This is a genomic window from Paeniglutamicibacter selenitireducens, assembly GCF_051550675.1.
Taxonomy (GTDB): Bacteria; Actinomycetota; Actinomycetes; order Actinomycetales; family Micrococcaceae; genus Paeniglutamicibacter.
Genome location: NZ_JBPULF010000007.1, coordinates 82,300 through 108,120, shown reverse-complemented (window position 1 = coordinate 108,120; position 25,821 = coordinate 82,300). Strand labels below are relative to the sequence as shown.

Genomic DNA, 25,821 nt, shown 5'->3' with positions numbered 1-25,821 from the left:
AGAAGCCTATTGACCGCCCGGGCACAGACAGCATATCCCAAAGTGGGCCACCAAAACCTAATCGATGGCAAACGGCGGGTCGGGGCGTGTCGAGGCAGCCGGGATCCGCTTGCGCAGGAAGGGCCTGCTCAGCGGCTCCACGAAGCGCGCTGCCACCGGTCCAAGGACCGCCAGCAGCAGCACGTACGCGGTCGCCAGTGCGGCAAGTTCCCCTGAGACAGCGCCGGATGCGACGGCCAGGCCGGCAATGACGATGGAGAACTCGCCGCGGGCGATGAGTGCAACGCCGGCACGCAGCCGGCCGGGCACGCCGATGCCCGCGCGCTTGGCCGCCCAGACTCCTGTGAGGACCTTTGTCGCGGAAGTGACCACCGCCAGGGCGATGGCCATGGGCAGGACCGCCGGAATCGTCGTCGGGTCCGTGTTCAGGCCGAAGACCACAAAGAACATCGCGGCAAAGAGGTCCCGCAGGGGTTCGAGGACCTTGCTGGCCGAACTCGCCGTGGACCCGGAAATGGCGATGCCCAGAAGGAAGGCGCCGACCGCCGCCGACACCTGGAGGGCCGAGGCGATCCCGGCGACCAACAGGGCGGCCCCGATGAGCTTCAGCAGGAAATTCTCCTGGTCGGCGGAATGGATGAGCCGCGAAATCTGCGGGCCGAACCGGAGCGCGGCCAGCAGCACCACCGTGATCGCGGCCAGCGCGATGCCCACTGTGCGCAACCCTCCCAGGAAGCTCAGTCCGGCCAGAGTGGCGGTGAGCGCCGGCAGGTAGATGGCCATGGCCAGGTCCTCGAGGACCAGGATGGACAGGACCACCGGTGTTTCGCGGTTGCCCAACCGGCCCAGGTCGGAGAGGACCTTGGCGATGATCCCGGAAGACGAGACATAGGTGACGCCGCCCAGGACCAGGGCCCCGGTGGGGCCCCACCCCATGAGCAGGGCCAGTGCCGCGCCCGGGGTGAAGTTCAGGAGGAAGTCCACGACCCCGGCGAACCACGACCCTTTGAGCCCCGTGACAAGTTCGCGGGCCGTGTATTCGAGCCCCAGCATCAGCAGCAGCAGTATCACGCCGATCTCGCTGGCGATCTCGCCGAACTCGGAGATGCCGCCCAGGTCGATCAACCCGCCATGGCCGAACATGAGGCCGCCCAGGAGGTAGAGCGGTACCGGAGACATCCCGAACTTGGCTGCCATGCGCCCCAGAAGGCCAAGGCCCAGGAACACGGCTCCGAGCTCCACCAGGATGATTGTTGTTTCCCCCATTGGCCCGGCCTATCCGTCGTTGATGAGGCGGGCGGCGCTGTCGAGGCCGGTGGAGGTGCCGACGATGACGAGCACGTCGCCGGCATTGAGCTCGAAGGAGGGTTCGGGGGAGGGGAACACGCTTCCGCTGCGGGATATCGCAACGACCGAGGCGCCGGTGCGCCGGCGCAGGTTGGTGTCGCCGAGGGTCCGGTTCACGTAGGGGCTTTCGTGGCTGACCACGAATTGCTGGGTGTTGACCCCGGGGAGGTCGCGATGCTGGTCGGTGAGCTGGGTGACGAGCTGGGGTGCACCCAGCATGGCCCCGATGGCCCCCGCTTCGTCCACGCTCAGCGGGATGGCTGCGGCGCACGCATCCGGGTCCTCGCGCTGGGAAATGATCAACTGCATGGTTCCGTCACGCAGGATGACTACCCCTACCCGGCGGCCCGAGGCGAGGGTGATTTCGCGACGGACACCGAGACCGGGCAGCGAGGTATCTTCGAAATTCATGATCCAACTCTAGTACCCCGGCACCACGGTTGACCGGGTGCCGGGGTCACGAATCAGGACTGCTGGGCCTTCAGGGTTCCGTCGGGGTTGAAGTCCTCGCGGATGGTCTTCACGCCCTCGGCGTCGATCTCGAAGCTGAGCTCGTGGCCCGGGTTGATCACGAAGCCCGTGTCGATCAGCGAACGCACGATGGTTGCCCCCAGGACCTGGACGCCGTAGGGGGCGGCGTCGATGTAGGCGCCGGGAATGCGGGCCAGATGGGTGAAGAGGGCGATGACGGGCTGGCCTGCAGCGTTCTGCAGCAGCATGGGCTGTGCGTTGGTGGATGCTCCGGTGACTTCCTCGCGGCTGAGGAAGTACACCTCGGAGTTCATGAAGGAGGCGATGACCTGTCCGCTCAGGGCCGGGTCGTTCTGCCCGGCGCGGATCATCATTTCGAAGTGAGTGACGGGGGCGTCGCCTGTGGGGTTCGGGTCGCTGCCGAACACCGCGTGGATTTCATCCGTGCCGGCATCCGCGTTTGCGGGGGTCTGTGATTGCTCGTTCTGTTCACTCATGCAACCAAGCATGTCCACTTTGCGGCCGGCGGCGCAACCCGATGTCTGGTTGGCGCGACAACCGTCCTAAACTAGGGGCATACGATTCTGAATTTTTTGCGAGGAACCCCCATGCCCGAATTCCAGTACGAAGACCTCCTGCCCATCGGGCCGGACGAGACAACCTACCGCCAGATTTCCACGGAGGGTGTACGCACCGTCGAGGGCCCGGGCGGCCGGACGTACCTCGAGGTCGACCCCGAAGCACTGGAGCTGCTGGCCACCACCGCGCTTCACGACATCTCCCACTACCTGCGCCCGGCGCACCTGCAGCAGCTGCGCAACATCCTCGATGACGAGGAAGCCAGCCCGAACGACAAGTTCGTCGCGCTCGACCTGCTGAAGAACGCCAACATCGCCGCCGGCGGCATCCTGCCCATGTGCCAGGACACCGGCACCGCGATCGTCATGGGCAAGCGGGGTTCGCAGGTGCTGACCCAGGGCCCGGACGAGAAGGACCTGTCCAAGGGCATCTACGACGCCTACACCCAGCTGAACCTGCGCTACTCGCAGTTGGCCCCGCTGACCACGTGGGAAGAAAAGTCCACCGGCAACAACCTGCCCGCACAGATCGAGCTCTATGCGGACACCACCCCGGGCCACGAGAACCAGTACAAGTTCCTCTTCATGGCCAAGGGCGGCGGATCGGCCAACAAGTCCTTCCTGTACCAGGAAACCAAGGCCATCCTGAACCCGGATTCGATGCTGAAGTTCCTCGACGAGAAGCTGCGCTCGCTGGGTACCGCGGCCTGCCCGCCGTACCACCTTTCGATCGTCATCGGTGGCACCAGTGCCGAGTTCGCGCTGAAGACCGCCAAGTACGGTTCGGCCAAGTACCTGGACAACCTGCCGACCACCGGTGCGATGACCGGCCGCGGCTTCCGCGACACCGAGCTCGAGGAACAGGTCCTCGAGCTGACCCGCAACTTCGGCATCGGCGCGCAGTTCGGCGGCAAGTACTTCTGCCACGACGTGCGCGTGGTCCGCCTGCCGCGCCACGGCGCCTCGCTGCCCGTGGCCATCGCTGTGTCCTGCTCGGCCGACCGCCAGATGCTGGCCAAGATCACCCCCGAGGGCGTGTTCGTGGAGCAGCTGGAAACCGACCCGGCCCGCTTCATGCCGGAATCCGACCACCCGGCCATCGCCGCACACGACGAGGAAACCAGTGGCGTGTCCGGCACCGGCGGATCCTCCGTGGTCAAGATCGACCTTAACAAGCCGATGGAGGAGATCCTGGCCGAGCTGACCAAGCACCCGGTCAAGTCCCGCCTTTCGCTGACCGGCCCGCTGGTGGTCGCCCGCGACATCGCGCACGCCAAGATCAAGGAACGCCTTGACGCCGGCGAGGACATGCCGCAGTACCTCAAGGACCACCCGGTGTACTACGCGGGACCGGCCAAGACCCCCGAAGGCATGGCCTCGGGTTCCTTCGGCCCGACCACCGCCGGACGCATGGACTCCTACGTCGACCAGTTCCAGGCAGCCGGTGGCTCCATGGTGATGCTGGCCAAGGGAAACCGTTCCAAGGCCGTCACCGACGCCTGCGACACCCACGGCGGCTTCTACCTGGGATCGATCGGCGGCCCGGCCGCGCGCCTGGCCCTCGACTGCATCAAGAAGGTTGAGATCCTCGAGTACGAAGAGCTCGGCATGGAAGCGATCTGGAAGATCGAGGTCGAGGACTTCCCGGCGTTCATCGTCGTCGATGACAAGGGCAACGACTTCTTCGCCGAAACCTCGAAGCCGACCTTCACCGGTTTGCCGATCCGCACGAAGTAGGACCTAGCGTCCCACCGTGAAACGCCGGAAGGGCAGATGCGACACCGTCGCATCTGCCCTTCCGTGTTCCCGGCCGGCATCCGGGCGATGCCCAGAGGGGAGAAGCTAGCCCTGGATGGTCAGCACGATCAGGACCACGTTCAACGCGATCAGCAGCACCGACACCAGGATGCCGGCGGCAGTGGTGAACCACCGGTTTGCGTAGTCGCCCATGACGCTGCGGCGGGCAGTGAGGTTCACCAAGGGCACCAGCGCAAACGGGATGCCGAACGAGAGTGCCACCTGGCTCAGGATCAGCGCAAACGTCGGGTCGACGCCAGCGGCGAGGATGACCAGCGCGGGGGTCAGCGTGATGAGGCGACGGGCCAGGATCGAGATGCGCCGGTGCAGCAGCCCGTCCATGATCTCGGCCCCGGCATATGCGCCGACGGCCGTCGAGGCAAGGCCCGAGGCCAGCAGGCCCACCGCGAAGAGGGTGGCGATGACCGGGCCGAGTGCCGTCTCCAGGGCGGCGTGCGCGCCTTCGAGCGAGTCGGTTCCCTCGATCCCTGCAAGGTTCACCGCTGCCAGCAGCAGCATGGCGACGTTGACGGAACCGGCAATGAGCATGGCAAGCGAGACGTCCCAGCGCGTCGCCTTCAGCAGGCGGGCGATGTTGAACTGGCCCGGCCGCTTGCCGAACCTGTCGCGGGCCAGCGACGAGTGGGCGTAGATGGCGTGCGGCATGATGGTCGCCCCGAGGATGGATGCGGCAAGCAGGACCGAATTGGCATCCGCGAAGCGCGGGACCATGCCGCCGAGCACGTCGGGGGCCTCGGGCGGGGCAATCACGACGCCGGCGCAGAACCCGACGGCGATGATCAGGAGCAGCGAGATGACGATGCGTTCGAAGACCCAGGGGCCCTTGCGGGTCTGCACCAGGAGCAAGCCCATGGAGATCACACCGGTGATCAGCCCGCCGAGCAGCAGCGGCAGGTTGAAGAGCAGATGCAGGGCCACCGCCCCGCCGATGACCTCCGCGATATCCGTGGCCATGGCCACGGCCTCGGCTTGCAGCCAGTAGGCGATGCGCCCTACGCGCGTCCCGAAGCGGTCGCGCAATGCCTCGGGGAGGGACTTGCCCGTGACGACCCCGAGCTTGGCCGAGAGGTACTGGACCAGCCAGGCCATGACGTTGCCGCTGAGTACCACCCACACCAGCAGGTAGCCGTATTGCGCGCCGGCGCTCATGTTCGCCGCGACGTTGCCGGGATCCAGGTACGCGACCCCCGCGACCAGGGCGGGACCCAGGAGCCACAGCAATCGGTTGGAGGAAGGAATCGCCGTCAAGGCTCGGGCTGGTTCGGTGGCGACGGTGGCACCGACATGGTTTTTAGGCATGGCTAAAGAGTAGCGTGTTTTAGGCGCGCCTAAAACACCGTGATCGAGATGTTACCTACGATTTCGGATGACCGATGGCGGGGGAGGGCGCTGCAGAATTATTCCGTGGCCCGCGGTTCAGTGGGTGCGGCCTGGAGGCCTGGGTGGGTGCGGCCTGGAGGCCTGGGTGGGAGAGGCTAGCGGGCGAAGTCGTAGCCGATTGACCAATCCCGGTAGGGGGGAAGGAAACGCAGGACAAGCAGTGATTCCCTCTGCTGCTTCATCTCCTGGGCGGTCAGCGGTTTCACCTTGGAGGCCTTGACCAGGCCGGCGTGGTATTCCTCGAAGGTCTTGGCCTTCGACGCCTTCATGGCCTTGGCCTGTTCGATGCCCAGGTAGCGCAGGTGCCAGGACTCGTGCTTGTAGCCAGTGACCTTTTCGCCGCCCTCGGGATAGCGAATGATGAAGCCGAAACGCTCGGCGTTCTTGGCCAGCCACTTGCCCTCCGGGGTGTCGGCAAAACAAGCCTTCAAGTCGCAGGCGGTGTTGCGCGATCCCAAGTCCGCTGCCAATCCGAGCTGGTGTTCGCTGGTGCCCGCCGGAGCCGAAATGCGTGTCGCGAAATCGAGCCCGTAGCGGGCCTTGTACTGGTTGAAGAGGTCGGCCTGCCGGTCGTACGAGCGGTAGGCGCTCAGGACCGTCATGGACAAAGACTCCTTGCGGGCGTCCTTGAGCAAGGATTCCAGCGCAGTGGCGGCCTCGTCGCGCAGTTGCGCATCGCTGCCCGCGACGGTGCGCAGGTCCTCGGGCTTGTAGTTTGCCGGTTTCAGGGCGTTGTCCCGGTTGACCAATACGAGCAGCGAGGCGGGGTCCTTGGTGAGCTCGTCGGTGGTGGGTTTCGTGGGTCGTTTCTCCGCTGCCACCGACGGGGTTGTTGGGGCGGCCATGGCGGCCGGGGCCACGGCAATGCCGGACACCAGCAGGCTGGCGCCAAGCAGGAGTGCGGGAACGCCCGGACGGAATGAAGACACGATGCCCTTTCACGAAGTGAACCACCAGTAGGAACAGTCTCAGGATAACCGCTGAACCTTGGATATTCCCTGCTCCTGCAGCGGGTGGACGGGCAGGGAGGCATTCCCGTGCCGGGTCATCTGGGCCCGGGGCACGACCTCGATGCCCGTTGGCGGCGGTACATGCGATATTTTGGGTGTTGTGCTGATTTCTGATGGTGATATTCGACGCGAGCTCGCGGCCGACCGTATTAAGCTTGACCCCTTTGACCCGGCGATGGTCCAGCCGGCGAGTGTCGACGTGAGGATCGACCGGTTCTTCCGGCTCTTCGACAACCACAAGTACGCCCACATCGACCCGGCGCTCGACCAGCCGGAGCTGACCCGCCTCGTGGAGGTCGAACCGGACGAGCCGTTCATCCTGCACCCCGGTGAATTCGTGCTTGGCTCGACCTACGAGGCCGTCACGCTTCCCACCGACATCGCCGCGCGGCTCGAGGGCAAGAGCTCGCTGGGCCGCCTTGGCCTGCTGACGCATTCCACGGCCGGGTTCATCGACCCCGGTTTCTCGGGGCACGTGACCCTGGAACTCTCCAACATGGCGACGCTGCCGATCAAGCTCTGGCCCGGCTCCAAGATCGGGCAGCTGTGCTTCTTCAAACTGTCCTCCCCGGCAGAGCACCCCTACGGTTCCGGCGCCTACGGCAACCGCTACCAGGGCCAGCGCGGGCCTACCGCCTCGCGCAGCCACCTGAACTTCCACCGCACGACGCTGGAAAGCTGACCTTCCCCACCGAAGGCCCGGACCGTTGGGTTCGGGCCTTCGGCGTTTCATGACGGCGGCGGGGCCGGCTAGGGGAGCAGCCCGAGGCTCTTGACCAGGGCTCTTTCCTCGCGCAGCTCCCGGACGGACGCGTCGATGCGTTTCCGCACCGCGGGGGAGACCTCCAGGCCCTGCTCGACCTGCCACGTCCCGCCGGCACTGCGCACCGGGAAAGAGCTGACAAGGCCTTCGTCGATGCCGTAGGAACCGTCGGAGACCCGGGCCGCCGAGGTCCACGATGCCCCGGTGCCCAGCATCCAGTCGCGCACGTGGTCCACCGCCGCGGCAGCCGCAGACGCGGCAGAGGAAGAACCCCTGACCTGGATGATCTCGGCCCCGCGCTTGGCCACCCGGGGGATGAATGTTCCGGCCAGCCAGGACTCGACGGCACCGGGGCTGCCGAGCACCTCCGCGAGCGCCTCGGGCAGGGGTCGCACCGTCCCGTCGGGGCCCGTGACGGTGCCGTGGGCGATGTCCGGAACCTGCGTGGCCGAGTGGTTGCCCCAGATGGTGACGTTGCCGATCGCCCCGACCCGAACTCCGAGTGCGAGGGCCAGCTGCCCCAACGCCCGGTTGTGGTCGAGGCGCGTCAGCGCGGTGAACCGTTCGGCCGGCACATCGGGTGCGTGTGCCGCGGCAATCAGCGCGTTGGTGTTGGCCGGATTGCCAACCACCAGCACCTTCACGTCGTCGGCGGCCCGGGCATTGATCGCCGCACCCTGCGGGGCGAAGATCGCGCCGTTTGCCTCGAGCAGGTCCCCTCGTTCCATGCCGGGACCGCGGGGCCGGGCCCCGACCAGCAGGGCGATGTTCGTGCCTTCGAACCCCGCCGACACGTCGGTGGTGACCTCCACGGAGTCCAAGGCACCGAAGGCGCAGTCCTGCAGCTCGAGGGCGGTTCCCTCGGCGGCCCGGAGTCCCGACGGTATCTCCAACAGCCGCAGGCGCACCGGGGTGTCCGGGCCCAGCATGGCGCCGGAGGCGATGCGGAAGAGCAGGGCGTAGCCGATCTGGCCGCCGGCTCCGGTCACTGTCACTGTCACGGGGTTCTGTGCGCTCATGCTCCCATCGAACCATGCCCGCCGGGTGCTGTCAGCAGGCGACGCACGGCCGGGAAGCCTTCGCTCACACCGGCTGCCCCACGCCCAGCCGGCGCGGCGCACGCACCGGCAGGAGCAAGACCAGACCCAGCAACAGAACCAGGATGATGCCCAGGATCCCGTAACGCTGTGCGTCCTCGACGTACGGCTTGGCCAGCGCAATGGAAGTCGCGAACAGCGCGGGGGCCAGGAAACTCACCGCGCGGCCGGTGGTGGCGTACAGCCCGAACAGCTCACCTTCCTGCCCTGCCGGCGCCAGGCGGGCCAGGAAGGCCCGGCTGGAGGATTGCGCGGGCCCCACGAAGAGGCAGAGCATCAGGCCGAAGATCCAGAATCCCGTGGCGTCGGGGGAGAGGAAGACGCCGAGGCCGGCGGCAACCAGCCCGATCAATGAGGCGACGATGACGTTCTTCGGGCCCACCTTGTCATCGAGCCAGCCGCCGAGCATGGCGCCGACCGCAGCCACGACGTTCCCGACGATGGCAAAGATGATGACCTGGGTCAGCGGGAAGCCGAAGGTGCCCGCGGCAATGACACCGCCGAAGGTGAAGACCGCAGCGAGCCCGTCCCGGAAGACGGCGCTGGAGAGCAGGAAGTACACGGTGTGGCGGTCGGTGCGGGCCAAGGCCACCACACGGCGCCAGAGTTCCTTGTAGGACTGCAGCACCGTGAAGCGCGGCCCCCCGGCGGTTCCGGGGATCTCGGGGACGGCAAAAAGTACCGGCAGCCCGAACCCCATGAACCACACCGCCGAGAAGAGCGCGACGAGCCGCAGGTTCAGGGCGTTCTCCTCCGAGGCGCCTGCCCATGGGAAGACCGGGGTGACGAGCGTGAACAGGACGATGGCCAGGGCCACGATGCCGCCGAGGTAGCCCATGCCCCAGCCGAATCCCGAGACCTTGCCAATGGTGGCGGGAGTGGAGATCTGCGGCAGCATCGCGTTGTAGTTGACCCCGGCGAATTCCGCAAAGACCGAGGCCAGGGCGATCAGGGTGACGCCCAGGACCAGGAAACGCGGTTCGGGGAAGACGAAAAAGCAGGCGGCGGTCAGCAGCGCCACGATCACGGTGTTGACCCCGAGCCAGAAGCGGCGACGGCCGCCCGCATCCGAGCGCAGCCCCATCACGGGGGCCAGCAGCGCGATGGCGAACCCGGCCAGTGCCAGGGCGTTGCCCAGCACCACGGAGTTGGCGTCCTCGTCGCCGAAGAACTCGCTCGTGAGGTAGACGGTGAAGACGAACGTCGTCATCACCGCGTTGATGGCGGCCGACCCCCAGTCCCAGGAAGCCCATGCCAGCGTGGTTTTGTTGACGACCCTGGCCTTGCCGGCCGGTGTCGGGGTGCCTGCGGAAATCTCGCTCATGGCTGCATCGTAGCCGCTGCCGGCCCGGGCGGGGCCAACCCCGCACCGCGATGGCGCGCACCGTGTCGCCCATGGTGCGCTCCGGCCCCGGTTAACAACGCGGGTGCCCGCATAATTCCCGCTCCTGAAATGGGGCGTTCGGGTGCGTCAGGACAAGGGCAGGAAGGGCCCGGCTGGTAGGGTTAAAGGCCTTACATCGACCACTTGTTGCCAGGATCCTGGCCGCGCCGATCTCAGGAGATACTGTGCTCCTCGTCCTCATCGCGCTCTTTGCCGTGGCCGGCATCGCTCCGCTGATCTTCCGCAAGCTGGGGCGTTCAACGTTCTACATCCTGGCAGCCGTCCCCGCCGTGTCCTTCGTCTGGCTCGTGGCCAATTTCCCGTCCTTCACGAGCGCGGAACAGTCGGCGGCCAGCGGGCTTCCCAACGCACCGCCCTCCGAACTCCACACGTGGATCGGGCCCCTGGAGACACACCTCGACTTCAGGATGGACGCGCTCTCCGCGATCCTCTGCCTGCTGGTGCTCGGCGTCGGGGCGCTGGTGCTGTTCTACTGCGCCAGGTACTTCAAGAGCGAAGACGCGAACATCGGCACCTTCGGCGCCCAGCTGCTGGCCTTCGCCGGGGCCATGTTCGGGCTTGTCACAGCGGATGACATGATCCTGATGTTCATCTTCTGGGAACTGACCACGATCCTCTCCTACCTGCTGATCGGCTTCAATCGCACCCGCATGAGCGCCAGGCGGTCGGCATTGACCGCACTGATCGTCACGACCTTCGGCGGGCTGACCATGCTCGTGGGCCTGGTCATGCTCGGCGAGGCCGCCGGGACCTACCGGATCTCCGAGATCATGGCCGTGGCACCGGAGCTGGTGTCCCGTGGCACCTTCATCGACGTGGCGATCCTGCTGGTCCTGGTCGGCGCCGTCTCCAAGTCGGCACTGGTGCCCTTCCACTTCTGGCTTCCCGGGGCCATGGCGGCACCGACGCCCGTCTCCGCCTACCTGCACGCCGCGGCGATGGTCAAGGCAGGCATCTACCTTGTCGCGCGGCTGGCCCCCGGATTCAGCCAGACGGCATTCTGGGAGCCGATGCTGCTGGGCCTGGGCCTCGCGACGCTGCTGGTCGGCGGCTGGCGCGCGCTGCGTCAGCACGACCTGAAGCTGGTGCTGGCCTACGGAACCGTCTCCCAGCTCGGCTTCCTGATCCTCATCATGGGTCTGGGCGGCGCGAACGCGGCGCTGGCGGGCATGGCCATGATGCTGGCGCACGGCTTCTTCAAGGCCACGCTCTTCCTGGTGGTGGGCATCATCGACCACAAGGCCGGAACCCGCGACCTGCACCAGCTCTCCGGGCTCTACAGGAGTTCCCCGGTGCTCTTCGGCGTCGCGGCGCTGGCCGCCGCCTCGATGGCCGGGCTGCCGCCGCTGTTCGGCTTCGTCGCCAAGGAAGCCGTCTACGAGACCTTGCTGGAGTACGCGGGGGGCCACGGAACCACGGGCGCGCTGCTGCTGGCCGGCGTGGTGCTCGGCACCATCATGACCTTCGCCTACTCCGCGCGCTTCCTCTGGGGCGGGTTCGCGACCAAGCAAGGGCTGGCGCCCACGCCCTTCCCGCGCGTTCCGCCGCTCTTCCTGGCCCCGCTGGTCGTGCTCACCTTCGCCACGGTGCTCTTCGCCTGGGTCCCTGGGGTGCTCGAGGGGATCATCGAACCCTACGTCGGCCTGTTCCCGGCCGCGGAACACCCGATCCACCTGGGCCTCTGGCACGGCTTCACCCCGGCGCTCGGGCTGAGCGTGCTGACAATGCTCGCCGGCGCCGGGCTGTTCCTGGCCCGCGAAAGGGTCTTCGCCGTCCAGGCCCGGGTCCCGGCGCTGCTCGACGCGGACCGCGACTACAAGCACCTGGTCAACGGGGTGGACAACCTGGCGATCTGGCTCACCGGCCGGACCCAGCGCGGCTCGCTCTCCTTCTACCTCGTGGTGATCCTCACCGTGGCCCTGGTGGTCCCGGCCGCCGTCGCGATCTGGCTCAGCACCCCGGCCCCGGGCAACTTCGTCGCCTTCGATTCACCGGCGCAGCTGGTGATAGGGGTGGTCATCGTGATCGGCGCGCTGGGGGCCGTGCAGGCCGACCGCCGATTCCTGGCCGTCCTGATGGTCTCGGTCACCGGCTACGGCATGGCCGCAATCTTCGCCCTGCAGGGGGCCCCGGACCTGGCCGTCACCCAGCTGCTGGTGGAGACCATCGTGCTTGTCGCGTTCGTGCTGGCGCTGCGTGCGCTGCCCGTGGAACTCTGGTCGAAGAACCCCACGGGGCACCGGCTGGGCCGGGCCCTGATCGGCATCGGATTCGGTGCCTCGATGGTGTACATCGCCGCGACCTCCATGGCCTCGCGCGTCGCCGAGCCGATCTCGCTGGCCTACCCGGAGCTGGCCTACACCGGCGGCGCAGGCAAGAACATCGTGAACGTGACGCTGGTGGACATGCGCGCCTGGGACACCTTCGGGGAGATCACGGTGCTTGCCGCCGCAGCCACGGGCGTCGCCTCGCTGATCTTCGTGCGCGGCCGCGGGGACTCGCGGTTGCGGGCCTCGGCCGTGGCCACGGGTTCGGTGGACCTGGGCTCCGAGGCCATCGGTGGCCGAGGGAGCAGCAGGGCCGGCCTGGCTGTGGCGCGGAACTTCGCCAGCACGCCGGGCAGCCCATGGCTGGTGGCGGGCCACACGCTGGCCCCGGAACGCCGATCGATCACCTTCGAGGTGGTCACCCGGCTGCTCTTCCACACCATCCTGCTGGCCTCGCTCTACCTGCTGCTCACCGGGCACAACACCCCCGGCGGCGGCTTCGCCGGCGGCCTGCTCGCGGGCCTGGCGCTGACCATGCGCTACCTGGCCGGCGGGCGCGTGGAGCTTGCCGAATCGACCCCGATCAGTCCCGGCACCATGATGGGCGTCGGGCTGGGCCTGGCCTCGCTGACGGCCGTGGCGCCGCTGTTCTTCGGGTTGCAGATGTTCACCTCCGCGGCCTTCGAGTTCACCCTCCCGCTCTTCGGGACGCACAAGTTCGTGACCTCCACGATCTTCGACATCGGGGTCTACATGGTGGTCATCGGGCTGGTGATCGACGTGCTGCGCTCGCTCGGCTCGGAGATCGACGAACGCTCCGAGGGCCGCAGCCCCACCGACCTGCACGACCAAGTATCCGACGCCGACACGGGAGTGGGACGATGAGTACCAACCTCACCTTGCTCATGGTCATGGGCGTGCTCTTCGCCGTGGGCATCTACCTGCTGCTCGAACGCAGCCTCACCCGGGTGCTGCTGGGCATCGTGCTGCTGGGCAACGGGGTGAACCTGCTGATGCTTGCCACGGGCGGCCGCAGCGGGCTGGCCCCGCTCTACGCCAAGGGCACCGACCCCGCCGAGTACTCGGACCCGCTGCCGCAGGCGCTGATCCTCACCGCCATCGTCATCACCTTCGCCGTCACGGCGTTCATGCTCGGCATCATCTACCGCTCCTGGGTCATCTCCCGGGCCGACGTGGTGGCCGACGACGACGAGGACCTCCGCGTCTCGCAGCAGTCGCCCTTCGACTTCGAGGAGGACTCGCCGGTCCCCGAGGACACCACCGAATTCGAGGGAGACGAACGGGTCCCGGCACCGGGCACCGACACGAACACCACCCCGGGGGAGGCCCGCACATGATCGACGCCCCGCTCAGCGCCGTGTCCTTTGCACCGCTGGCCGTCGCCCTGCCGATCCTCGGCGCGGCTCTGGCCTTCATCCTGCGTCGCCACAAGCGCAGCCAGCGCCTTGTCACCATCGGCGTCCTGGCCATCACGCTGGCCCTCGAGTCCTGGATGCTCGCCACCGTCTGGAACGGGGGGACCTACTCCGTCACCCTGGGCGGCTGGGCGCCGCCGTTCGGCATCTCCATGGTGGTCGACGGGTTCTCCGCATTCATGCTGGTGGTCTCCACGATCGTCTCGCTGGCCGTGCTGCTCTACGCCACCAGCCAGGGCATGGCCGACGGCGACGAGGACGGGCCCGTCTCGATCTTCCACCCGGCCTACCTGATCCTGGTGGCCGGGGTGTCCAACGCCTTCCTGGCCGGGGACCTCTTCAACCTGTACGTGGGCTTCGAGATCCTGCTGACCGCCTCCTACGTGCTGCTGACCCTGGGCGGAACGACGGCCCGCATCCGCGCCGGCACCACCTACGTGGTGGTCTCCGTTGCTTCCTCGCTGCTCTTCCTGATCTCCATCGCGATGATCTACGCCGCAGCAGGCACGGTGAACCTTGCCGACCTGGCGGTGAAACTGCCGCAGGTCTCCGAAGGCACCCAGAGCGTGCTGCACGTGATGCTGCTCGTCGCCTTCGGCATCAAGGCCGCGGTGTTCCCGCTCTCCTTCTGGCTCCCGGACTCCTACCCGACGGCCCCGGCCCCGGTGACCGCGGTGTTCGCGGGCCTGCTGACCAAGGTCGGCGTGTACGCGATCATCCGCACCGAGACGCTGCTCTTCCCCGGGAACCAGCTTTCGACGCTACTGATGGTCGTGGCAGGGCTGACCATGCTGGTGGGGATCCTGGGCGCCGTGGCGCAGACGGACATCAAGCGAATGCTCTCCTTCACGCTGACCAGCCACATCGGCTTCCTGATCTTCGGCGTCTCGCTGGGCAACCAGCTGGGCATGGCGGCGACCATCTACTACGTGGCCCACCACATCGTCGTCCAGACCTCGCTCTTCCTGGTGGTGGGCCTGATCGAACGCCGCGGCGGGACCTCGAACATCGACCGCCTGGGCTCGCTGGCCAAGCTTTCCCCGGTGCTGGCCGTGCTCTTCTTCATCCCGGCCCTGAACCTCGGCGGCATCCCGCCGTTCTCCGGGTTCCTGGGCAAGCTGGGCCTGGTCCAGGGCGGTGCCGAGGTCGGCACGCCACTGGCCTGGGCGTTGATCGCCGTCTCCCTGCTGACCTCGCTGCTCACGCTGCTGGCCGTGGCCCGCGTGTGGAACAGGGCATTCTGGCGCAAGGCCGAGGACGCCACCGATCCCGACCCGCTGCTGCTGGTCGGCGTGCAGGGCGCCCGCGGGACGACCTACGACATCGTCGCCCATGAACCGGCGAGCCGCTACAGCGACAGGGGAGACACCGCCCTGCTGCCCAACGGCATGGTCGCCATGACCGCGGCGCTGGTGCTTGTCGGCCTGGCGCTGACGGTCTTCGCCGGGCCGATCTTCGAGTTCAGCGACAGGGCCGCGGCGGAGATCATGCACAACGGAAACTACATCGAGGCAGTGCTCGGGGCAACGACGGAGGGGGCACCATGAGCCGGCAACAGCGACTGAGCGATGCCAAGAACGCCAGCGGCAAGCGCCAGCGCGCCACGCTGCGCCAGGAACTGCCGCTGCTGGTGTGGATGGTCCTGGTGTGGGGCGCCCTGTGGCAGGACTTCACGCCCGGGAACCTGGTGTTCGGCCTGCTGCTTTCGCTGCTCGTCGTCAACCTCTTCCAGCTGCCGCCGGTGATCCTCTCGGGCCGCTTCAACGTGCCGCGTGCCGCGGCCTTTGCCGTGGCGTTCCTGTGGGACGTGGTGCGCGCCAGCTTCGAGGTCATGTACCTGGCGGTGTTCCGCGGGCCGCAGACCAAGAGTGCCGTGGTTGCGGTCCCGCTGCGCACCGAATCGGACCTCATGGTCACAGCGGTGGGCCACGCGCTGACGCTGGTGCCGGGGTCCTTCGTGGTGGAGGTCGACCGGCGCACCTCCACGCTGTACCTGCACGTGCTCAACGTCAAGGACCAGGCAGGCGTCGAGAAGGCCCGTGCCGACGTCCTTGACCTCGAGGCCAGACTGATCCGGATCATGGGCAGCCGGGACGAGCTTGACGCCTTGAACGCCGAATCGACGAACGCCGCCACCGGCACGGGAGGAACGCCATGAACGCCGTCTTGTGGATCTGCGGGACGATCCTCGCTGTTTCCGCCTTCCTGGCCATCATCCGCCTGGTCAAGGGGCCCTCGATCCTCGAGCGGGTCATCGCCACCGACGTGCTGCTGCTGATCGTTTCGGCGGCGCTGTGCCTGGAGATGACGGTCAACAAGCACACCAACAACCTGGTGTTCGTGGTCCTGGCCTGCCTTGTCGGGTTCATCGGCTCGGTCACCGTCTCCCGCTACGTCACGGACCGGAGGAACGCCTGATGAACGACACCGTGATCGACGTCGTGGCCGGGGTCTTCATGATCCTGGGCTGCCTCATGTCCCTGGCCGCGGGCATCGGCATGCTCCGCTTTCCGGACCTGCTCTCGCGCATGCACGCCGCGACGAAGCCGCAGGTGCTGGGGCTGTTCCTGCTGCTCTCCGCGCTCGGCCTGGAACTGCGCAGCTGGGCCGTGGTTCCGCTGCTGCTGCTGGCCTGGATCGTGCAGCTGCTCACCGCCCCCGTCTCGGCGCACATGGTCGGCCGCGCCGGCTACCGCACCCGCCACCTCAAGCGCGACACCCTCGTGGGGGACGAACTCGCAACGGTCGTCGAGGCCGCGGGCCGGCGCGAGGCCCGGGAACACGGGCAGAACCCTCCGGCGGGGCACACGGACTTCATGGACTAGCTTCATGGACCAGGACCAGGACCAGGACCGGGCACCGGCCTCGCGGCATGCGGGGAACGGGGGGAAGCCAGCCGTCCGTGCCATGGGTTCCGTGCAGGAAAGCAGGAAAAAGGACCCGAAGAGAATGTTCTTCGGGTCCTTGGTGTCCGATGGCCTACGAGTCCTTGGTGAACTTCGCGATGGCCTTCTGGGTGCCGCGGTCGGTGAGCACCTGGATCAGCGCCGCGGTGACAGCCGAGAGCACCGCGAAGCCGATGGCCTGGCGCATTGTCGCCTCGGCCTGGGCTTCCTTGTTGCCATGCTTGGGCGGCTGCTTGCCGGTGAACCCGATCCAGAGCTTGTCGACGATCTTCCCGCCAAGGAACCCCGCGGCGATGGTGATGGCCGGGCCGAGCAGTTTCATCAAGCTTTTCATGGACGCTCCCTGTTTGTTGCGGCAACAGTACGTCCCCCAGCTTACCTGCGGTAGCATGGCAGGACTGAAACAACCACGACAGGGGAGCGCTGTGCGGCCTGCGCCGCAACACAAGCGCTGAGAGTGCGGAGAGCCGCAGACCCTCGAACCTGCCCCGGCTAGTACCGGCGAAGGAAGTCGAGTTCTCAGGGGTGCGCCGAAAAGCGCGCATTCCCTCCCCTCCTTGTATCCAAGGAGGATCACCACCATGAGCACCATCGAAGGCCGCAACGGCCACAACACCACCGCCCCCAGGACCAGCAGCTGGCGCGTCGTCGACATCGTCATCGCCGCGGTCATCGCCGTGTCCTCGGGTGTCATCTTCTGGGCCTGGAACAACAGCCACCACGTGTTCGACGTCCTCTTCCTGGCCTTCCCGCCGTCCTCGGCCCTGCTGGCCGGCATGTGGCTGTTCCCTGCCGTCCTTGGCGGGCTCATCATCCGCAAGCCCGGAGCCGCACTCTTCTGCGAACTCGTCGCGGCCGTGGTGAGCGCCCTGCTCGGCTCGGAGTTCGGGCTGACGGTACTGGCCTCCGGCCTGATCCAGGGCCTGGGTGCCGAGGCGGTCTTCGCCGCGTTCCGCTACCGCCGCTGGAACCTGCCCGTCGCACTGCTCGCCGGCGCCGTCACGGGCCTGTTCGGCGGCATCAACGACGCCTTCATCTTCCGCTGGTTCCCCGAATACACCGTGGGCATGCAGCTGACCTACGTCGCCTTCATGGCCGTCTCCGGACTGGTCATCGCGGGCCTGCTTTCCTTCTTCGCCACCCGGGCACTGGCCAAGACCGGGGCACTCGGCGCACTGGCGAGCCGCAAGGCAGCCACCGAACCGGCCTTCGGCTAGGGATAGCGCGCCGATGACTACCCGTACGGGATTGCAGCAGGCCGCAGGCGCCACCTCCCCGACCCAGCGGGGCACCGGGGTATCGGTCACGGCCAGGGGCTGGGGCTGGCGCCACGCCGACCGGGCCAACCCGGCCCTGCAGGGGCTGGACCTGGAGATCCCGGCCGGGCAGCGCGTGCTGGTGGCCGGCCCCTCCGGGGCGGGCAAGTCGACGCTGCTCTATGCGCTGGCCGGCGTCCTCCACGAGGACGACGACGCCTACTCCTCCGGCGAACTCCTGCTTGACGGCCGCCCGGCCGCCGAAGCGCGCGGCCTGGCGGGCCTCATGCAACAGGACCCGGAGACCCAGGTGGTCCAGGCCCGGGTGGGCGACGACGTGGCCTTCGGCGCGGAAAACCTCTCGGTCCCGCCCGATGAGATCCAGCGGCGGGTCCTCGCCGCGCTCGATGCGGTGGGCTTGGACGTTCCCCTTGACCACCCGACGGGAGCGTTGTCCGGCGGGCAGAAGCAGCGCCTCGCGCTGGCCGGGATCCTGGCCATGGGGCCGGGCCTGGTGCTGCTGGACGAGCCGACGGCAAACCTCGACCCGGCCGGCGTCCTGGAGGTCCGCGACGCTGTCATCGCGGCGTTGGAATCCTCGGGGGCAACGCTGCTGATCGTCGAGCACCGCCTCGAGGCCTGGGCGCCCCACATGGACAGGGTCATCGTGCTGGCCCCCGGCGGGGGAGTGGCCCACGACGGAAGCCCCGAAGGGCTCTTCGCCCCCGGGCCTGTCCGCGAGGAACTCATCGCCTCCGGAGTCTGGGTGCCCGGGTACTCGCCGTCGCTCGAACCCGGTACCCCGGAACGGACCCCGGGCGCGGTCCTGCTGGAGGCGGCGGAGCTGTCGGTCTCCAGGGACAAGGGCGGGCCGGTTGCCGCGGGCCACCTGGACCTGGAGGTCGCCGGCGGGGATGCATGGTGCATCCGCGGGGCCAACGGGGCAGGCAAGTCGACGTTCGCCTTGACCCTGGGCGGGTTGCTGCCCCCGGCCTCGGGCAGCCTGCAGGCCACCGGCGACCTCGCCGCGGGCTCCGAGGCGCGTCCCTACCACTGGCGTGCCACAGAGCTGGTGGGCCGCATCGGCTCCGTCTTCCAGGAACCGGAGCACCAGTTCGTGGCAGCCACCGTCCGCGAGGAACTGTCCTTCGGCCCCCGGCACGCCGTGAAGCCCGGCACCAGGGAACGACTCTTCGACGAGGAGGAGATTGAGCGGCGGGTCGACGAGCTGCTGGCGCGGCTTCGCCTCGGGCACCTGGCCGAGGCCAACCCGTTCACCCTCTCCGGAGGGGAGAAGCGGCGGCTCTCGGTCGCCACGGTGCTGGCCTGCAGCCCGGACGTGCTGATCCTCGACGAGCCGACGTTCGGCCAGGACGCCAACACCTGGCGGGAACTGGCCCTGCTGCTGCGCGAGGAGCTCGCGCGCGGCACGGCGGTCATCGCGGTGACCCACGACGCGGACTTCGCCCGCGCGTTGGGTGCGACGGAGTTCCACCTCAACGCCGAACCGCGTACCGCCGGGGACACCGGCGCCCGCAGCGGGCTGCTGGAATCCGATGCCCGGGGCGGCGCGAGTTTCCTGGGCCGGGCGAACCCCCTGTCCAAGCTGGTGGCGGTGGCCCTGTCGACGATCCCGCTGGTGGCAAGCATGGACTGGGTCAGCAGCGGCCTGGTGGTGCTGGCGACAATGCTGCTGCTCCCGCTGGCGGGACTTTCCGCGGGCAGGTTCCTCTCCCGCGCCTGGCCCCTGCTGGTGGCAGCGCTCTTCGCCGCCTGGGGCACGGCCCTGGTGGGCAACGATTCCGGGAGCGTGCTGCTGGACCTGGGGATCTTCACGATCACCCAGGGCTCGGCGGCGGCGGGCGCCGCGACGGGCCTGCGCGCCTTCGCGGTGGCAGTGCCGGCGGTGCTGGTGCTTTTCACCACCGACCCCACGGACCTGGCCAATGCGCTGGCGCAGAAGGCCAGGCTGCCGCACCGGTTCGTGCTCGGGGCGCTGGCCGGGATGCGGCTGCTGGGGCTGCTGATCGAGGAATGGACGACCCTCGGCATGGCACGCCGGGCCCGCGGCGTGGGAAGCAGGGGATCGCTGGCCCAACGCATCCGGGCGAACCTGGGACAGGTCTTCGGCCTGCTGGTGCAGGCGATCAGGCGTGCCTCGCGGCTTGCCGTGACCATGGAAGCCAAGGGATTCGGCACCGCGGCGCGGACCTGGGTCCGCGACTCGGTCTTCACGGCGCGGGATGCCGGGATCGTGGCCTTCGGGCTGCTGCTCGGCACCGCGGCGACGCTCGCCGCGGTGCTCTCCGGAACCTGGAACCTGGTCTGGACCTGAGCCGCACGCCGTTCGGGCGGACGGTGCAGGCGAAAGGGGGCCTTGGCCCGGGGTGAACAATCCCGGGCCAAGGCCCCCGTTGGTGTGGTTTGCCTCGCCGTCGAATTCAGGAGTCGAAGTCAGGCGTCGAAGCCGAGCGAGGCGATCGACGCGAGCGTGCCGTCGCGGAGCCCCTCGAGCACATGGCGCTCATGGGGAGGAACCAATTCCGGAAGCCCGTCCAGGGCGAACCAGCGCAGGTCCGCGCATTTCTCCGGCTCCCGGATGGCGGGCTCGCCCTCCCACCGGGTGCAGGTGAAGAAGAAGTCGACGCGCTGGTCCACCGGCCGGTCCCCGCCGTTGCTGCGGTGCAGGGTGGCCAGCGGGGAGAGCGCCGCGGCCTCGACGCCGATGCCGAGCTCCTCGTGTGCCTCGCGCACCGCGGCCTCGAAGGCCGATTCCCCGGCCTCCACGTGGCCGGCCGCGGCGCAGGCCCAGTGCCCGTCCATGAAGCCGGTGTTGCGCCGTAGTTGCAGCAGCACCTCGTCGCCGCGCAGCAGCAGCACGTAGGCGGCGGGAACCACCGTGAATCCGCTCCGCACGGCCCTAGCCGATCGCGTTGACCATGGCGGTGAGCTCCGCGTGGAGCTTCTCATCCCGGGCAATGGGCGTGCCGTCGATCGAGTTCACCGGGGTCAGCAGGCGGACGCTGGACACCAGCCAGACGCCCTCCGCGTCCATCAGGTTTTCGGGGGTCAGCGGGCCGTAGCCCAGCTCCCAGCCGGCGGCCCGTGCGGCGTCGAAGATCGCGCCCTGGGTGGTGCCGGGCAGGATGCCGGTCTCCAGCGTCGGGGTGATCAGGCGCTTGGTGTCGCCGTCGCGGTGGGCCAGCAGCACCGTGGAGGTGGGGCCCTCCAGGACGATCCCGTCGCTGGAGATGAAGATGACGTCGTCGGCACCCTGCTTCCTGGCGTGGCGCAGGGCCGCCATGTTCACCGCGTAGGAGAGGGTCTTGGCGCCCATCAGCAGCCAGGGCGAACGTTCGGCGACCATCGAGTCGTAGCCGCGGTCCAGCAGGAGAACGGAAATGCCGCTCTCGCGCTGCAGGCGCCCGAGTTCGGGGGCGGCGGAGACCATGACCCAGCAGGTCCCGTGGCCGGAGCCCTCGGTGCCGCGGGTGGCCACCAGCTTCACCACCGCCTCATCGCACGGTTCGCTCGCATCGAAGGCCGCCACGGCGGTGGCGATGGCGGCGCGCCAAGCCTCCTCGCCGGGGATCGACAGGTCGCAGGTGTCGGCCGAGACGCGCATGCGGGCCAGGTGTGCCTCGAGCTTGCGGACCACCGAGCCGGTGTAGAGCGCCGACTCGAACACCCCGTCCCCGCGGGTGGCGCCCTGGTCGAGCACCGAGAGCTGGGGTGCGGCGGCATCCGCGATGCGGCCGGCGGGGAAGGCGGGGTCAAGGAACACAAGTGCAGTCATGCTCCAAGGTTACCGGTGCGCGGCTCGGGCACCGGGTTTCCGCACACGCGCTGCGGCGCCCGGGTACGCTGGAACCAGGGCCCGATCACGGCCCTGGCAAGGAGGAACCCATGGATGTCGGCAACGGGGCACTCACCGTGGGTGCTGTGCTGTGGTCTCTCGCCGTCGCCCTGGAGTTGGCCATCCGCATCACCATGGTCGGCATCGTCCCCGGGAACCGCCGACCCACCACGGCCATGGCCTGGCTGCTGGCGATCTTCTTCATCCCCGTCGTCGGCCTGCTGCTCTACCTGCTATTCGCCAACACCAGGCTCTCGCGCCGGCGCATCGAACGCCAGAAGCGCGTGAACGACTCCATCCTGGAAACCACCCAGCACATGGTCGGCGAGCAGGTGGTGCCCGATGCCCCGGAGTGGGTGCTTTCCGCCGTGGCGCTGAACAAGTCTCTCGGGGCGCTGCCGCTGCAGGAGGGCAACGCCGTCGAGTTCATCACCGACTACGAGGACTCCTTCCTCCAGATGCGCCGCGAGATCGAGCGGGCGCGGCGCTACGTCCACGTGCAGTTCTACATCATGGGCGACGACGAGACCTACGTGGGCCCGATTCTCGAGGCCCTCGAGCGCGCCGCGGCCCGCGGGGTCAAGGTCCGCGTGCTCTTCGACCACCTGGGCACCCTGCGGGTCTCCGGCTACCCGGCGCTGATCCGGCGGATGAGCGCCGCCGGCATCCAGTGGCGGCGCATGCTTCCGCTGGCGCCCTTCCAGCGCCAGTGGCGGCGCCCCGACCTGCGCAACCACCGCAAGATCGTGGTCGTGGACGGGCAGGTGGCCTTCACCGGGAGCCAGAACCTGATCGAGCCCGGGTACAAGCGGGCCTCCTCGCGGCGGATCGGCCGCTCCTGGGTCGAGCTCATGGCCAAGGTCCACGGCCCGCTTGTCACAAGCCTGGACGTGGTTTTCGCGACCGACTGGTCGCAGGAGGGCGACGAGGACCTGCTGGCGGACCTCGCTGAGGTCGAGGCGGCGGTCCGCGGTCCGCTGCCGGATGCCGGCGAGGCGGTCGGCCAGGTGGTGCCCAGCGGGCCGGGCTTCGAGACCGAGAACAACCTGCGGCTCTTCAACACGCTGATCTACTCCGCCACCGAGCGGCTCTCCATCACCAGCCCCTACTTCGTGCCCGACGACTCGCTGCTCTACGCGATCACCACAGCGGCCCAGCGCGGCGTGGCGGTGGAGCTCTTCGTCTGCGAGAAGGGCGACCAGTTCCTGGTCCACAGGGCCCAGCAGTCCTACTACGAGGTGCTGCTGAAGGCCGGCGTGCGGATCTACCGCTACCGGGCCCCGAACGTGCTGCACTCCAAGTGCTTTGTGGTGGACGACCAGGTAGCGGTGCTCGGCTCCTCAAACATGGACATGCGCTCGTTCTCGCTGAACCTGGAGATCACCCTGATGCTGCTGGGACCGGACATGGTGGCCGAGCTCATGCGGGTGCAGGACGGCTACCGGGCCGGGTCGGTGGAGATGACCCTGGGGCAGTGGAAAAGCCGGCGCCCGCTCAGCCGCTGGATCGACAACGTCGCGCGGCTCTCGGCCACCCTGCAATAGCGGGCGGCCGGCGGCGGGTGCTCCGCCGGCTCAGTCCACGTCCGCGGGGAACACCGAGCCCAGCGCCGAGAGCACGCCGAAGGCCTTGGTGCGCACCTCGTCCCATTCCTCCTGCGGGGAGGAATCCGCGGTGATGGCCCCGCCCACGCCGAGGCTGAGGTCCCACCGGCCGGTGCCGGGTTCCCCGGTCATCACCAGCGTGCGGATGACCACCGACAGGTCGGTGGCCCCGGTGGCGGAGAAGTATCCGACAGCGCCCGAGTAGAGCCCGCGCGCCGCGCCGTCCTCCAACGTGTCGAGGATCGCCATGGTGGAGATCTTCGGCGCGCCGGTCATCGAGCCGGCCGGGAACGCGGCGGCGACGGCCTCCGCGCGCGAGGCCCCGGGCAGCAGCTTCGCGTCGATGGTGGAGACCATCTGGTGCACCGTGGCGTAGGTTTCGATGGCGCAGAGCCGGGGCACCGAGAGCGTCGAGGGGTCGGCGAAGTGCGAGAGGTCGTTGCGCAGCAGGTCCACGATCATGATGTTCTCCGCGCGGTCCTTCGGCGAGGACGCCAGCTGCTCCTGCAGGGCCAGGTCGGCCTCCGGGGTGGCGCCGCGCGGGCGGGTGCCCTTGATGGGCTCGGCGCGCATCCAGCCGTCCGCGCCGATGGACATGAAGCGCTCGGGGGAGGTGCTTGCCGCGGCCATGGAACCGAAACGCAGGTAGTGGGCGAACGGCGCGGGGTTCGCGGCCCGCAGGCGCAGGTAGTTCTCCCACGGGTCGCAGGCCACGGCGGGGGCATGCAGCGCGGTGGTCAGGCAGACCTCGTAGCTGTTGCCCTGGCGGATCTGCTCCTGGGCGGCGCGGACCTTGGCCAGGTAGCCGGGCCTGGAATCGCGGACCGTGAAGCGCGGGGCAGGTGCCGGTGCCGGTTCGGGTGCCGCGGCCGGCAGGTCTGCGAGCGCGCCGGCGACCCGGGCGGCAAAGGCCTCAGGGGCCGAACCGGCGGTGCACAGCAGGTGAACGGTGCCGCCGTGGTGGTCGAGGATGACCACCTGCGAGGGGCGGAGCAACGCGGCGTCGGGGATGGCTCCCGGGGCACCGGGATCGCGGCGCAGGTCGCTGCCACCGGTTTCGCGCTTGAGCTCGTACCCCAGGTAGCCCAGCCACCCGGGCACGAACGGCAGGTCCGCGGTGGCCGGCTGGAAGGCGCCGGTGTCCCATTGCCGGGCCAGGAACTCGAAGAAGCCCCCGGGGATCCGCGCGGTGGCGGTGCCTTCACGCAGGGCCCCGGCGCCCGGGTGGTGTACCAGGACGGCGCTTTCGTCGGTGTCGGCCGCGGCCATGATGCTGAAGCGGTTGCGGTTGCGGGGGTCGGCAAAGGAGAGGTTGCTCGATTCCAGCAGCACGGCGTGCGGGGCGTCGCGGTACAGGGCGGCGAAAAGCGCGGCGGCGTCCGGGGTGCCCGGCAGTTCGAGGTGCACCGGGCGCCGGGCCGCTGTCTCGGTGCGCTCCGGCGCCAGCAGGGTGTGGAACGGGGGGAGGGCCTTCAGGGCGCGCAGCGTGTGCCCGGGGGCGGACCCGTCGGCGCGGTTCTCGAGCACCACCTGGGCGTGGGCCGGGACGGGATCGGCCCGGAGGTAGCTTTCCTCCTGGGAGGCCCAGCGGTCCCAGTGCGCGGCGAAGACCTCGCCGTCGCGCTGGAGCGCGCGGGTCTTGCGGGTCTCGTCGGCGACCTCGACCCACACCACGGCATCGAGCAGTTCACGTGCCGCGGCGCAGCCGGCCCCGACGCCCTCGAGGATGACCACGGGGGCGGGGGAGAGGGTGCGTTCCTCGCCGGGGGTTCCGGCTGCCCAGTCCCAGGTGTTCCAGGTGGCCGCCTCGCCCCGGCGCAGCGGCTGCAGGACGTCCCGGACGTAGGATTCGGTTCCGGGTGCGAGCCCGTCCCACCCGGGGTAGATGTCTTCGAGGTGGAAGACGGCTACCTCGCGGTGGCGTCGTAGTTCCGTGGCCAGTTCGGCCGCAAGCGTGCTCTTCCCCGCACCGGAACGACCGTCAATGCCAAGGATGAGTGCCGGGCTAGTTGCCACGTGAAGGCATGGTGTGGGCGCGCACGTAGTCGAGCACTCCCGGGATGGCTGCGTGGATCATTTGCCAGCACAGGCGGAAATCGGCGGAGTCCCCGAACCACGGGTCGTAGATGCCCTGTTCCCCGTGCGGGGCGGTGGCGAAGGACGTGTCGAAGGAGCGGATCATGCGCAGGGCGGGGCGCTGCTCCGCGGCCACGGCCTGCAGCAGGCCTTCGAGGGTCGCGTAGTGGTCTTCGTCCATGGCCAGCAGCAGGTCGATGTCCGCGAGCGTCGACGCGTCGAGGGCGGCCGCCCGGTGAGCCTCCGGGTTGAGGCCGTGCGATTGCAGGATGGAAGCGGCGCGCGGGTCGATGGGCGCACCGGCCTCCCCGTCGCTGGTGCCGGCGGACGCCACCGTGACATCGGCGATCCCCGCGTCGTCGAGTGCCGTGCGCAGCATGTACTCCGCCATGGGGGAGCGGCAGGTGTTGCCCGTGCACACTGTCATTATCCGAAACATGGTTTTAGTTTAGGGCGCTGACGCCCCTAGTGACAGGCTCAAACGCGCCGGGCGCGGAAGGTTACGGGATTGTGCCCTGCGCCGCGGCGGTGCTCCCGGCCCGCGGTGCCGC

The 25,821-nt window shown here is 68.6% G+C and carries 23 protein-coding genes and 1 riboswitch; of the genes, 11 read left to right on the top strand and 12 right to left on the bottom strand.

Annotated elements, in window-relative coordinates; genetic code table 11:
- Positions 1–57 precede the first annotated feature (57 nt).
- From ACSYDW_RS13150 to ACSYDW_RS13140, 3 genes are read right to left on the bottom strand one after another with little or no spacing between them, the layout of a single operon-like run.
- Positions 58–1,266, bottom strand: coding sequence for a cation:proton antiporter (locus ACSYDW_RS13150; RefSeq protein ID WP_438339180.1), 1,209 nt, complete (start codon positions 1,264–1,266; stop codon positions 58–60).
- A gap of 9 nt (positions 1,267–1,275) precedes the next feature.
- Positions 1,276–1,758 (bottom strand): cation:proton antiporter regulatory subunit, encoded by a 483-nt coding sequence (locus ACSYDW_RS13145; RefSeq protein WP_438339179.1) that lies wholly within the window; start codon positions 1,756–1,758, stop codon positions 1,276–1,278.
- A 53-nt stretch (positions 1,759–1,811) separates the two neighbouring features.
- Complete coding sequence (locus ACSYDW_RS13140) at positions 1,812–2,315, bottom strand: SseB family protein (RefSeq protein WP_438339178.1); 504 nt, start codon at positions 2,313–2,315, stop codon at positions 1,812–1,814.
- 111 nt (positions 2,316–2,426) lie between these two features.
- On the opposite strand from ACSYDW_RS13140, the gene ACSYDW_RS13135 reads away from it, so the two are divergent.
- Positions 2,427–4,133 carry a fumarate hydratase gene (locus ACSYDW_RS13135; protein WP_438339177.1) on the top strand — a complete coding sequence of 569 codons (1,707 nt, stop codon included), beginning with the start codon at positions 2,427–2,429 and terminating at the stop codon, positions 4,131–4,133.
- Positions 4,134–4,238: 105 nt separating this feature from the next.
- Here ACSYDW_RS13135 and ACSYDW_RS13130 read toward each other — a convergent pair whose 3' ends face one another.
- Both ACSYDW_RS13130 and ACSYDW_RS13125 read right to left on the bottom strand, forming a co-directional pair.
- Positions 4,239–5,513 (bottom strand): Nramp family divalent metal transporter, encoded by a 1,275-nt coding sequence (locus ACSYDW_RS13130; protein ID WP_438339176.1) that lies wholly within the window; start codon positions 5,511–5,513, stop codon positions 4,239–4,241.
- Between the two features lie 176 nt (positions 5,514–5,689).
- The gene (locus ACSYDW_RS13125) at positions 5,690–6,523 is read right to left on the bottom strand and encodes a M15 family metallopeptidase (RefSeq protein WP_438339175.1); all 834 of its coding nucleotides are present in this window, start codon (positions 6,521–6,523) and stop codon (positions 5,690–5,692) included.
- Positions 6,524–6,704: 181 nt separating this feature from the next.
- Between ACSYDW_RS13125 and dcd the strand changes: the two genes are divergently transcribed.
- Positions 6,705–7,286 (top strand): dCTP deaminase, encoded by a 582-nt coding sequence (gene dcd / locus ACSYDW_RS13120; RefSeq protein ID WP_438339174.1) that lies wholly within the window; start codon positions 6,705–6,707, stop codon positions 7,284–7,286.
- A gap of 68 nt (positions 7,287–7,354) precedes the next feature.
- Here the strand turns inward: dcd and ACSYDW_RS13115 are convergent, their stop codons facing one another.
- Together ACSYDW_RS13115 and ACSYDW_RS13110 are read right to left on the bottom strand one after the other, a co-directional pair.
- On the bottom strand, positions 7,355–8,386 hold the full coding sequence (locus ACSYDW_RS13115; protein WP_438339173.1) for a malate dehydrogenase: 1,032 nt from the start codon (positions 8,384–8,386) through the stop codon (positions 7,355–7,357).
- Positions 8,387–8,450: 64 nt separating this feature from the next.
- Positions 8,451–9,788 (bottom strand): MFS transporter, encoded by a 1,338-nt coding sequence (locus tag ACSYDW_RS13110; RefSeq protein ID WP_438339172.1) that lies wholly within the window; start codon positions 9,786–9,788, stop codon positions 8,451–8,453.
- Between the two features lie 245 nt (positions 9,789–10,033).
- Between ACSYDW_RS13110 and ACSYDW_RS13105 the strand changes: the two genes are divergently transcribed.
- Genes ACSYDW_RS13105 through mnhG form a run of 6 tightly spaced genes read left to right on the top strand, consistent with a single transcriptional unit; the run spans position 10,034 to position 16,397 of the window.
- A complete protein-coding gene (locus ACSYDW_RS13105; protein WP_438339171.1) occupies positions 10,034–13,021 on the top strand; it encodes a Na+/H+ antiporter subunit A in 2,988 nt (995 codons plus the stop codon).
- Positions 13,018–13,494, top strand: coding sequence for a Na(+)/H(+) antiporter subunit C (locus ACSYDW_RS13100; RefSeq protein WP_438339170.1), 477 nt, complete (start codon positions 13,018–13,020; stop codon positions 13,492–13,494). The genes ACSYDW_RS13105 and ACSYDW_RS13100 overlap by 4 nt, the downstream gene beginning before the upstream one ends.
- Positions 13,491–15,119, top strand: a complete 1,629-nt coding sequence (locus ACSYDW_RS13095) for a Na+/H+ antiporter subunit D (RefSeq protein ID WP_438339169.1) — start codon at positions 13,491–13,493, stop codon at positions 15,117–15,119. The genes ACSYDW_RS13100 and ACSYDW_RS13095 overlap by 4 nt, the downstream gene beginning before the upstream one ends.
- Positions 15,116–15,730 carry a Na+/H+ antiporter subunit E gene (locus ACSYDW_RS13090; RefSeq protein ID WP_438339168.1) on the top strand — a complete coding sequence of 205 codons (615 nt, stop codon included), beginning with the start codon at positions 15,116–15,118 and terminating at the stop codon, positions 15,728–15,730. The genes ACSYDW_RS13095 and ACSYDW_RS13090 overlap by 4 nt, the downstream gene beginning before the upstream one ends.
- Positions 15,727–15,990, top strand: coding sequence for an MrpF/PhaF family protein (locus tag ACSYDW_RS13085; protein ID WP_438339167.1), 264 nt, complete (start codon positions 15,727–15,729; stop codon positions 15,988–15,990). The genes ACSYDW_RS13090 and ACSYDW_RS13085 overlap by 4 nt, the downstream gene beginning before the upstream one ends.
- Positions 15,990–16,397: a monovalent cation/H(+) antiporter subunit G gene (mnhG, locus tag ACSYDW_RS13080; RefSeq protein WP_438339166.1), complete on the top strand. Its 408-nt coding sequence runs from the start codon at positions 15,990–15,992 to the stop codon at positions 16,395–16,397. The genes ACSYDW_RS13085 and mnhG overlap by 1 nt, the downstream gene beginning before the upstream one ends.
- Positions 16,398–16,551: 154 nt before the next feature.
- Here the strand turns inward: mnhG and ACSYDW_RS13075 are convergent, their stop codons facing one another.
- Entirely contained in the window at positions 16,552–16,812 is a 261-nt protein-coding gene (locus ACSYDW_RS13075) for a DUF4235 domain-containing protein (protein ID WP_438339165.1), read from the bottom strand.
- A gap of 70 nt (positions 16,813–16,882) precedes the next feature.
- Positions 16,883–17,005, top strand: a riboswitch (TPP riboswitch).
- A 54-nt stretch (positions 17,006–17,059) separates the two neighbouring features.
- Between ACSYDW_RS13075 and ACSYDW_RS13070 the strand changes: the two genes are divergently transcribed.
- Positions 17,060–17,695: an ECF transporter S component gene (locus ACSYDW_RS13070; RefSeq protein WP_438339164.1), complete on the top strand. Its 636-nt coding sequence runs from the start codon at positions 17,060–17,062 to the stop codon at positions 17,693–17,695.
- Positions 17,696–17,708: 13 nt separating this feature from the next.
- Positions 17,709–20,069 (top strand): ATP-binding cassette domain-containing protein, encoded by a 2,361-nt coding sequence (locus tag ACSYDW_RS13065; protein WP_438339163.1) that lies wholly within the window; start codon positions 17,709–17,711, stop codon positions 20,067–20,069.
- Positions 20,070–20,188: 119 nt separating this feature from the next.
- Here the strand turns inward: ACSYDW_RS13065 and ACSYDW_RS13060 are convergent, their stop codons facing one another.
- The gene (locus ACSYDW_RS13060) at positions 20,189–20,650 is read right to left on the bottom strand and encodes an NUDIX hydrolase (RefSeq protein WP_438339162.1); all 462 of its coding nucleotides are present in this window, start codon (positions 20,648–20,650) and stop codon (positions 20,189–20,191) included.
- Positions 20,651–20,654: 4 nt separating this feature from the next.
- The gene (locus ACSYDW_RS13055) at positions 20,655–21,530 is read right to left on the bottom strand and encodes an aminodeoxychorismate lyase (RefSeq protein WP_438339161.1); all 876 of its coding nucleotides are present in this window, start codon (positions 21,528–21,530) and stop codon (positions 20,655–20,657) included.
- 110 nt (positions 21,531–21,640) lie between these two features.
- Between ACSYDW_RS13055 and cls the strand changes: the two genes are divergently transcribed.
- Entirely contained in the window at positions 21,641–23,134 is a 1,494-nt protein-coding gene (gene cls / locus ACSYDW_RS13050; protein ID WP_438339160.1) for a cardiolipin synthase, read from the top strand.
- Positions 23,135–23,164: 30 nt separating this feature from the next.
- On the opposite strand, the gene ACSYDW_RS13045 is transcribed toward cls, so the two are convergent.
- Positions 23,165–25,210: a chorismate-binding protein gene (locus ACSYDW_RS13045; RefSeq protein ID WP_438339159.1), complete on the bottom strand. Its 2,046-nt coding sequence runs from the start codon at positions 25,208–25,210 to the stop codon at positions 23,165–23,167.
- Positions 25,200–25,697: a low molecular weight protein-tyrosine-phosphatase gene (locus ACSYDW_RS13040; RefSeq protein WP_438339158.1), complete on the bottom strand. Its 498-nt coding sequence runs from the start codon at positions 25,695–25,697 to the stop codon at positions 25,200–25,202. The genes ACSYDW_RS13045 and ACSYDW_RS13040 overlap by 11 nt, the downstream gene beginning before the upstream one ends.
- Between the last annotated feature and the right edge of the window lie 124 nt (positions 25,698–25,821).

Excerpts from the sequence above, each read along its gene's own strand:
- ACSYDW_RS13150 (WP_438339180.1), bottom strand. The coding sequence starts at position 1,266 with ATGGGGGAAACAACAATCATCCTGGTGGAGCTCGGAGCCGTGTTCCTG.
- ACSYDW_RS13145 (WP_438339179.1), bottom strand. The coding sequence starts at position 1,758 with ATGAATTTCGAAGATACCTCGCTGCCCGGTCTCGGTGTCCGTCGCGAA.
- ACSYDW_RS13140 (WP_438339178.1), bottom strand. The coding sequence starts at position 2,315 with ATGAGTGAACAGAACGAGCAATCACAGACCCCCGCAAACGCGGATGCC.
- ACSYDW_RS13135 (WP_438339177.1), top strand. The coding sequence starts at position 2,427 with ATGCCCGAATTCCAGTACGAAGACCTCCTGCCCATCGGGCCGGACGAG.
- ACSYDW_RS13130 (WP_438339176.1), bottom strand. The coding sequence starts at position 5,513 with ATGCCTAAAAACCATGTCGGTGCCACCGTCGCCACCGAACCAGCCCGA.
- ACSYDW_RS13115 (WP_438339173.1), bottom strand. The coding sequence starts at position 8,386 with ATGAGCGCACAGAACCCCGTGACAGTGACAGTGACCGGAGCCGGCGGC.
- ACSYDW_RS13110 (WP_438339172.1), bottom strand. The coding sequence starts at position 9,788 with ATGAGCGAGATTTCCGCAGGCACCCCGACACCGGCCGGCAAGGCCAGG.
- ACSYDW_RS13100 (WP_438339170.1), top strand. The coding sequence starts at position 13,018 with ATGAGTACCAACCTCACCTTGCTCATGGTCATGGGCGTGCTCTTCGCC.
- ACSYDW_RS13095 (WP_438339169.1), top strand. The coding sequence starts at position 13,491 with ATGATCGACGCCCCGCTCAGCGCCGTGTCCTTTGCACCGCTGGCCGTC.
- ACSYDW_RS13090 (WP_438339168.1), top strand. The coding sequence starts at position 15,116 with ATGAGCCGGCAACAGCGACTGAGCGATGCCAAGAACGCCAGCGGCAAG.
- ACSYDW_RS13085 (WP_438339167.1), top strand. The coding sequence starts at position 15,727 with ATGAACGCCGTCTTGTGGATCTGCGGGACGATCCTCGCTGTTTCCGCC.
- mnhG (WP_438339166.1), top strand. The coding sequence starts at position 15,990 with ATGAACGACACCGTGATCGACGTCGTGGCCGGGGTCTTCATGATCCTG.
- ACSYDW_RS13075 (WP_438339165.1), bottom strand. The coding sequence starts at position 16,812 with ATGAAAAGCTTGATGAAACTGCTCGGCCCGGCCATCACCATCGCCGCG.
- ACSYDW_RS13070 (WP_438339164.1), top strand. The coding sequence starts at position 17,060 with ATGAGCACCATCGAAGGCCGCAACGGCCACAACACCACCGCCCCCAGG.
- ACSYDW_RS13065 (WP_438339163.1), top strand. The coding sequence starts at position 17,709 with ATGACTACCCGTACGGGATTGCAGCAGGCCGCAGGCGCCACCTCCCCG.
- ACSYDW_RS13055 (WP_438339161.1), bottom strand. The coding sequence starts at position 21,530 with ATGACTGCACTTGTGTTCCTTGACCCCGCCTTCCCCGCCGGCCGCATC.
- cls (WP_438339160.1), top strand. The coding sequence starts at position 21,641 with ATGGATGTCGGCAACGGGGCACTCACCGTGGGTGCTGTGCTGTGGTCT.
- ACSYDW_RS13040 (WP_438339158.1), bottom strand. The coding sequence starts at position 25,697 with ATGACAGTGTGCACGGGCAACACCTGCCGCTCCCCCATGGCGGAGTAC.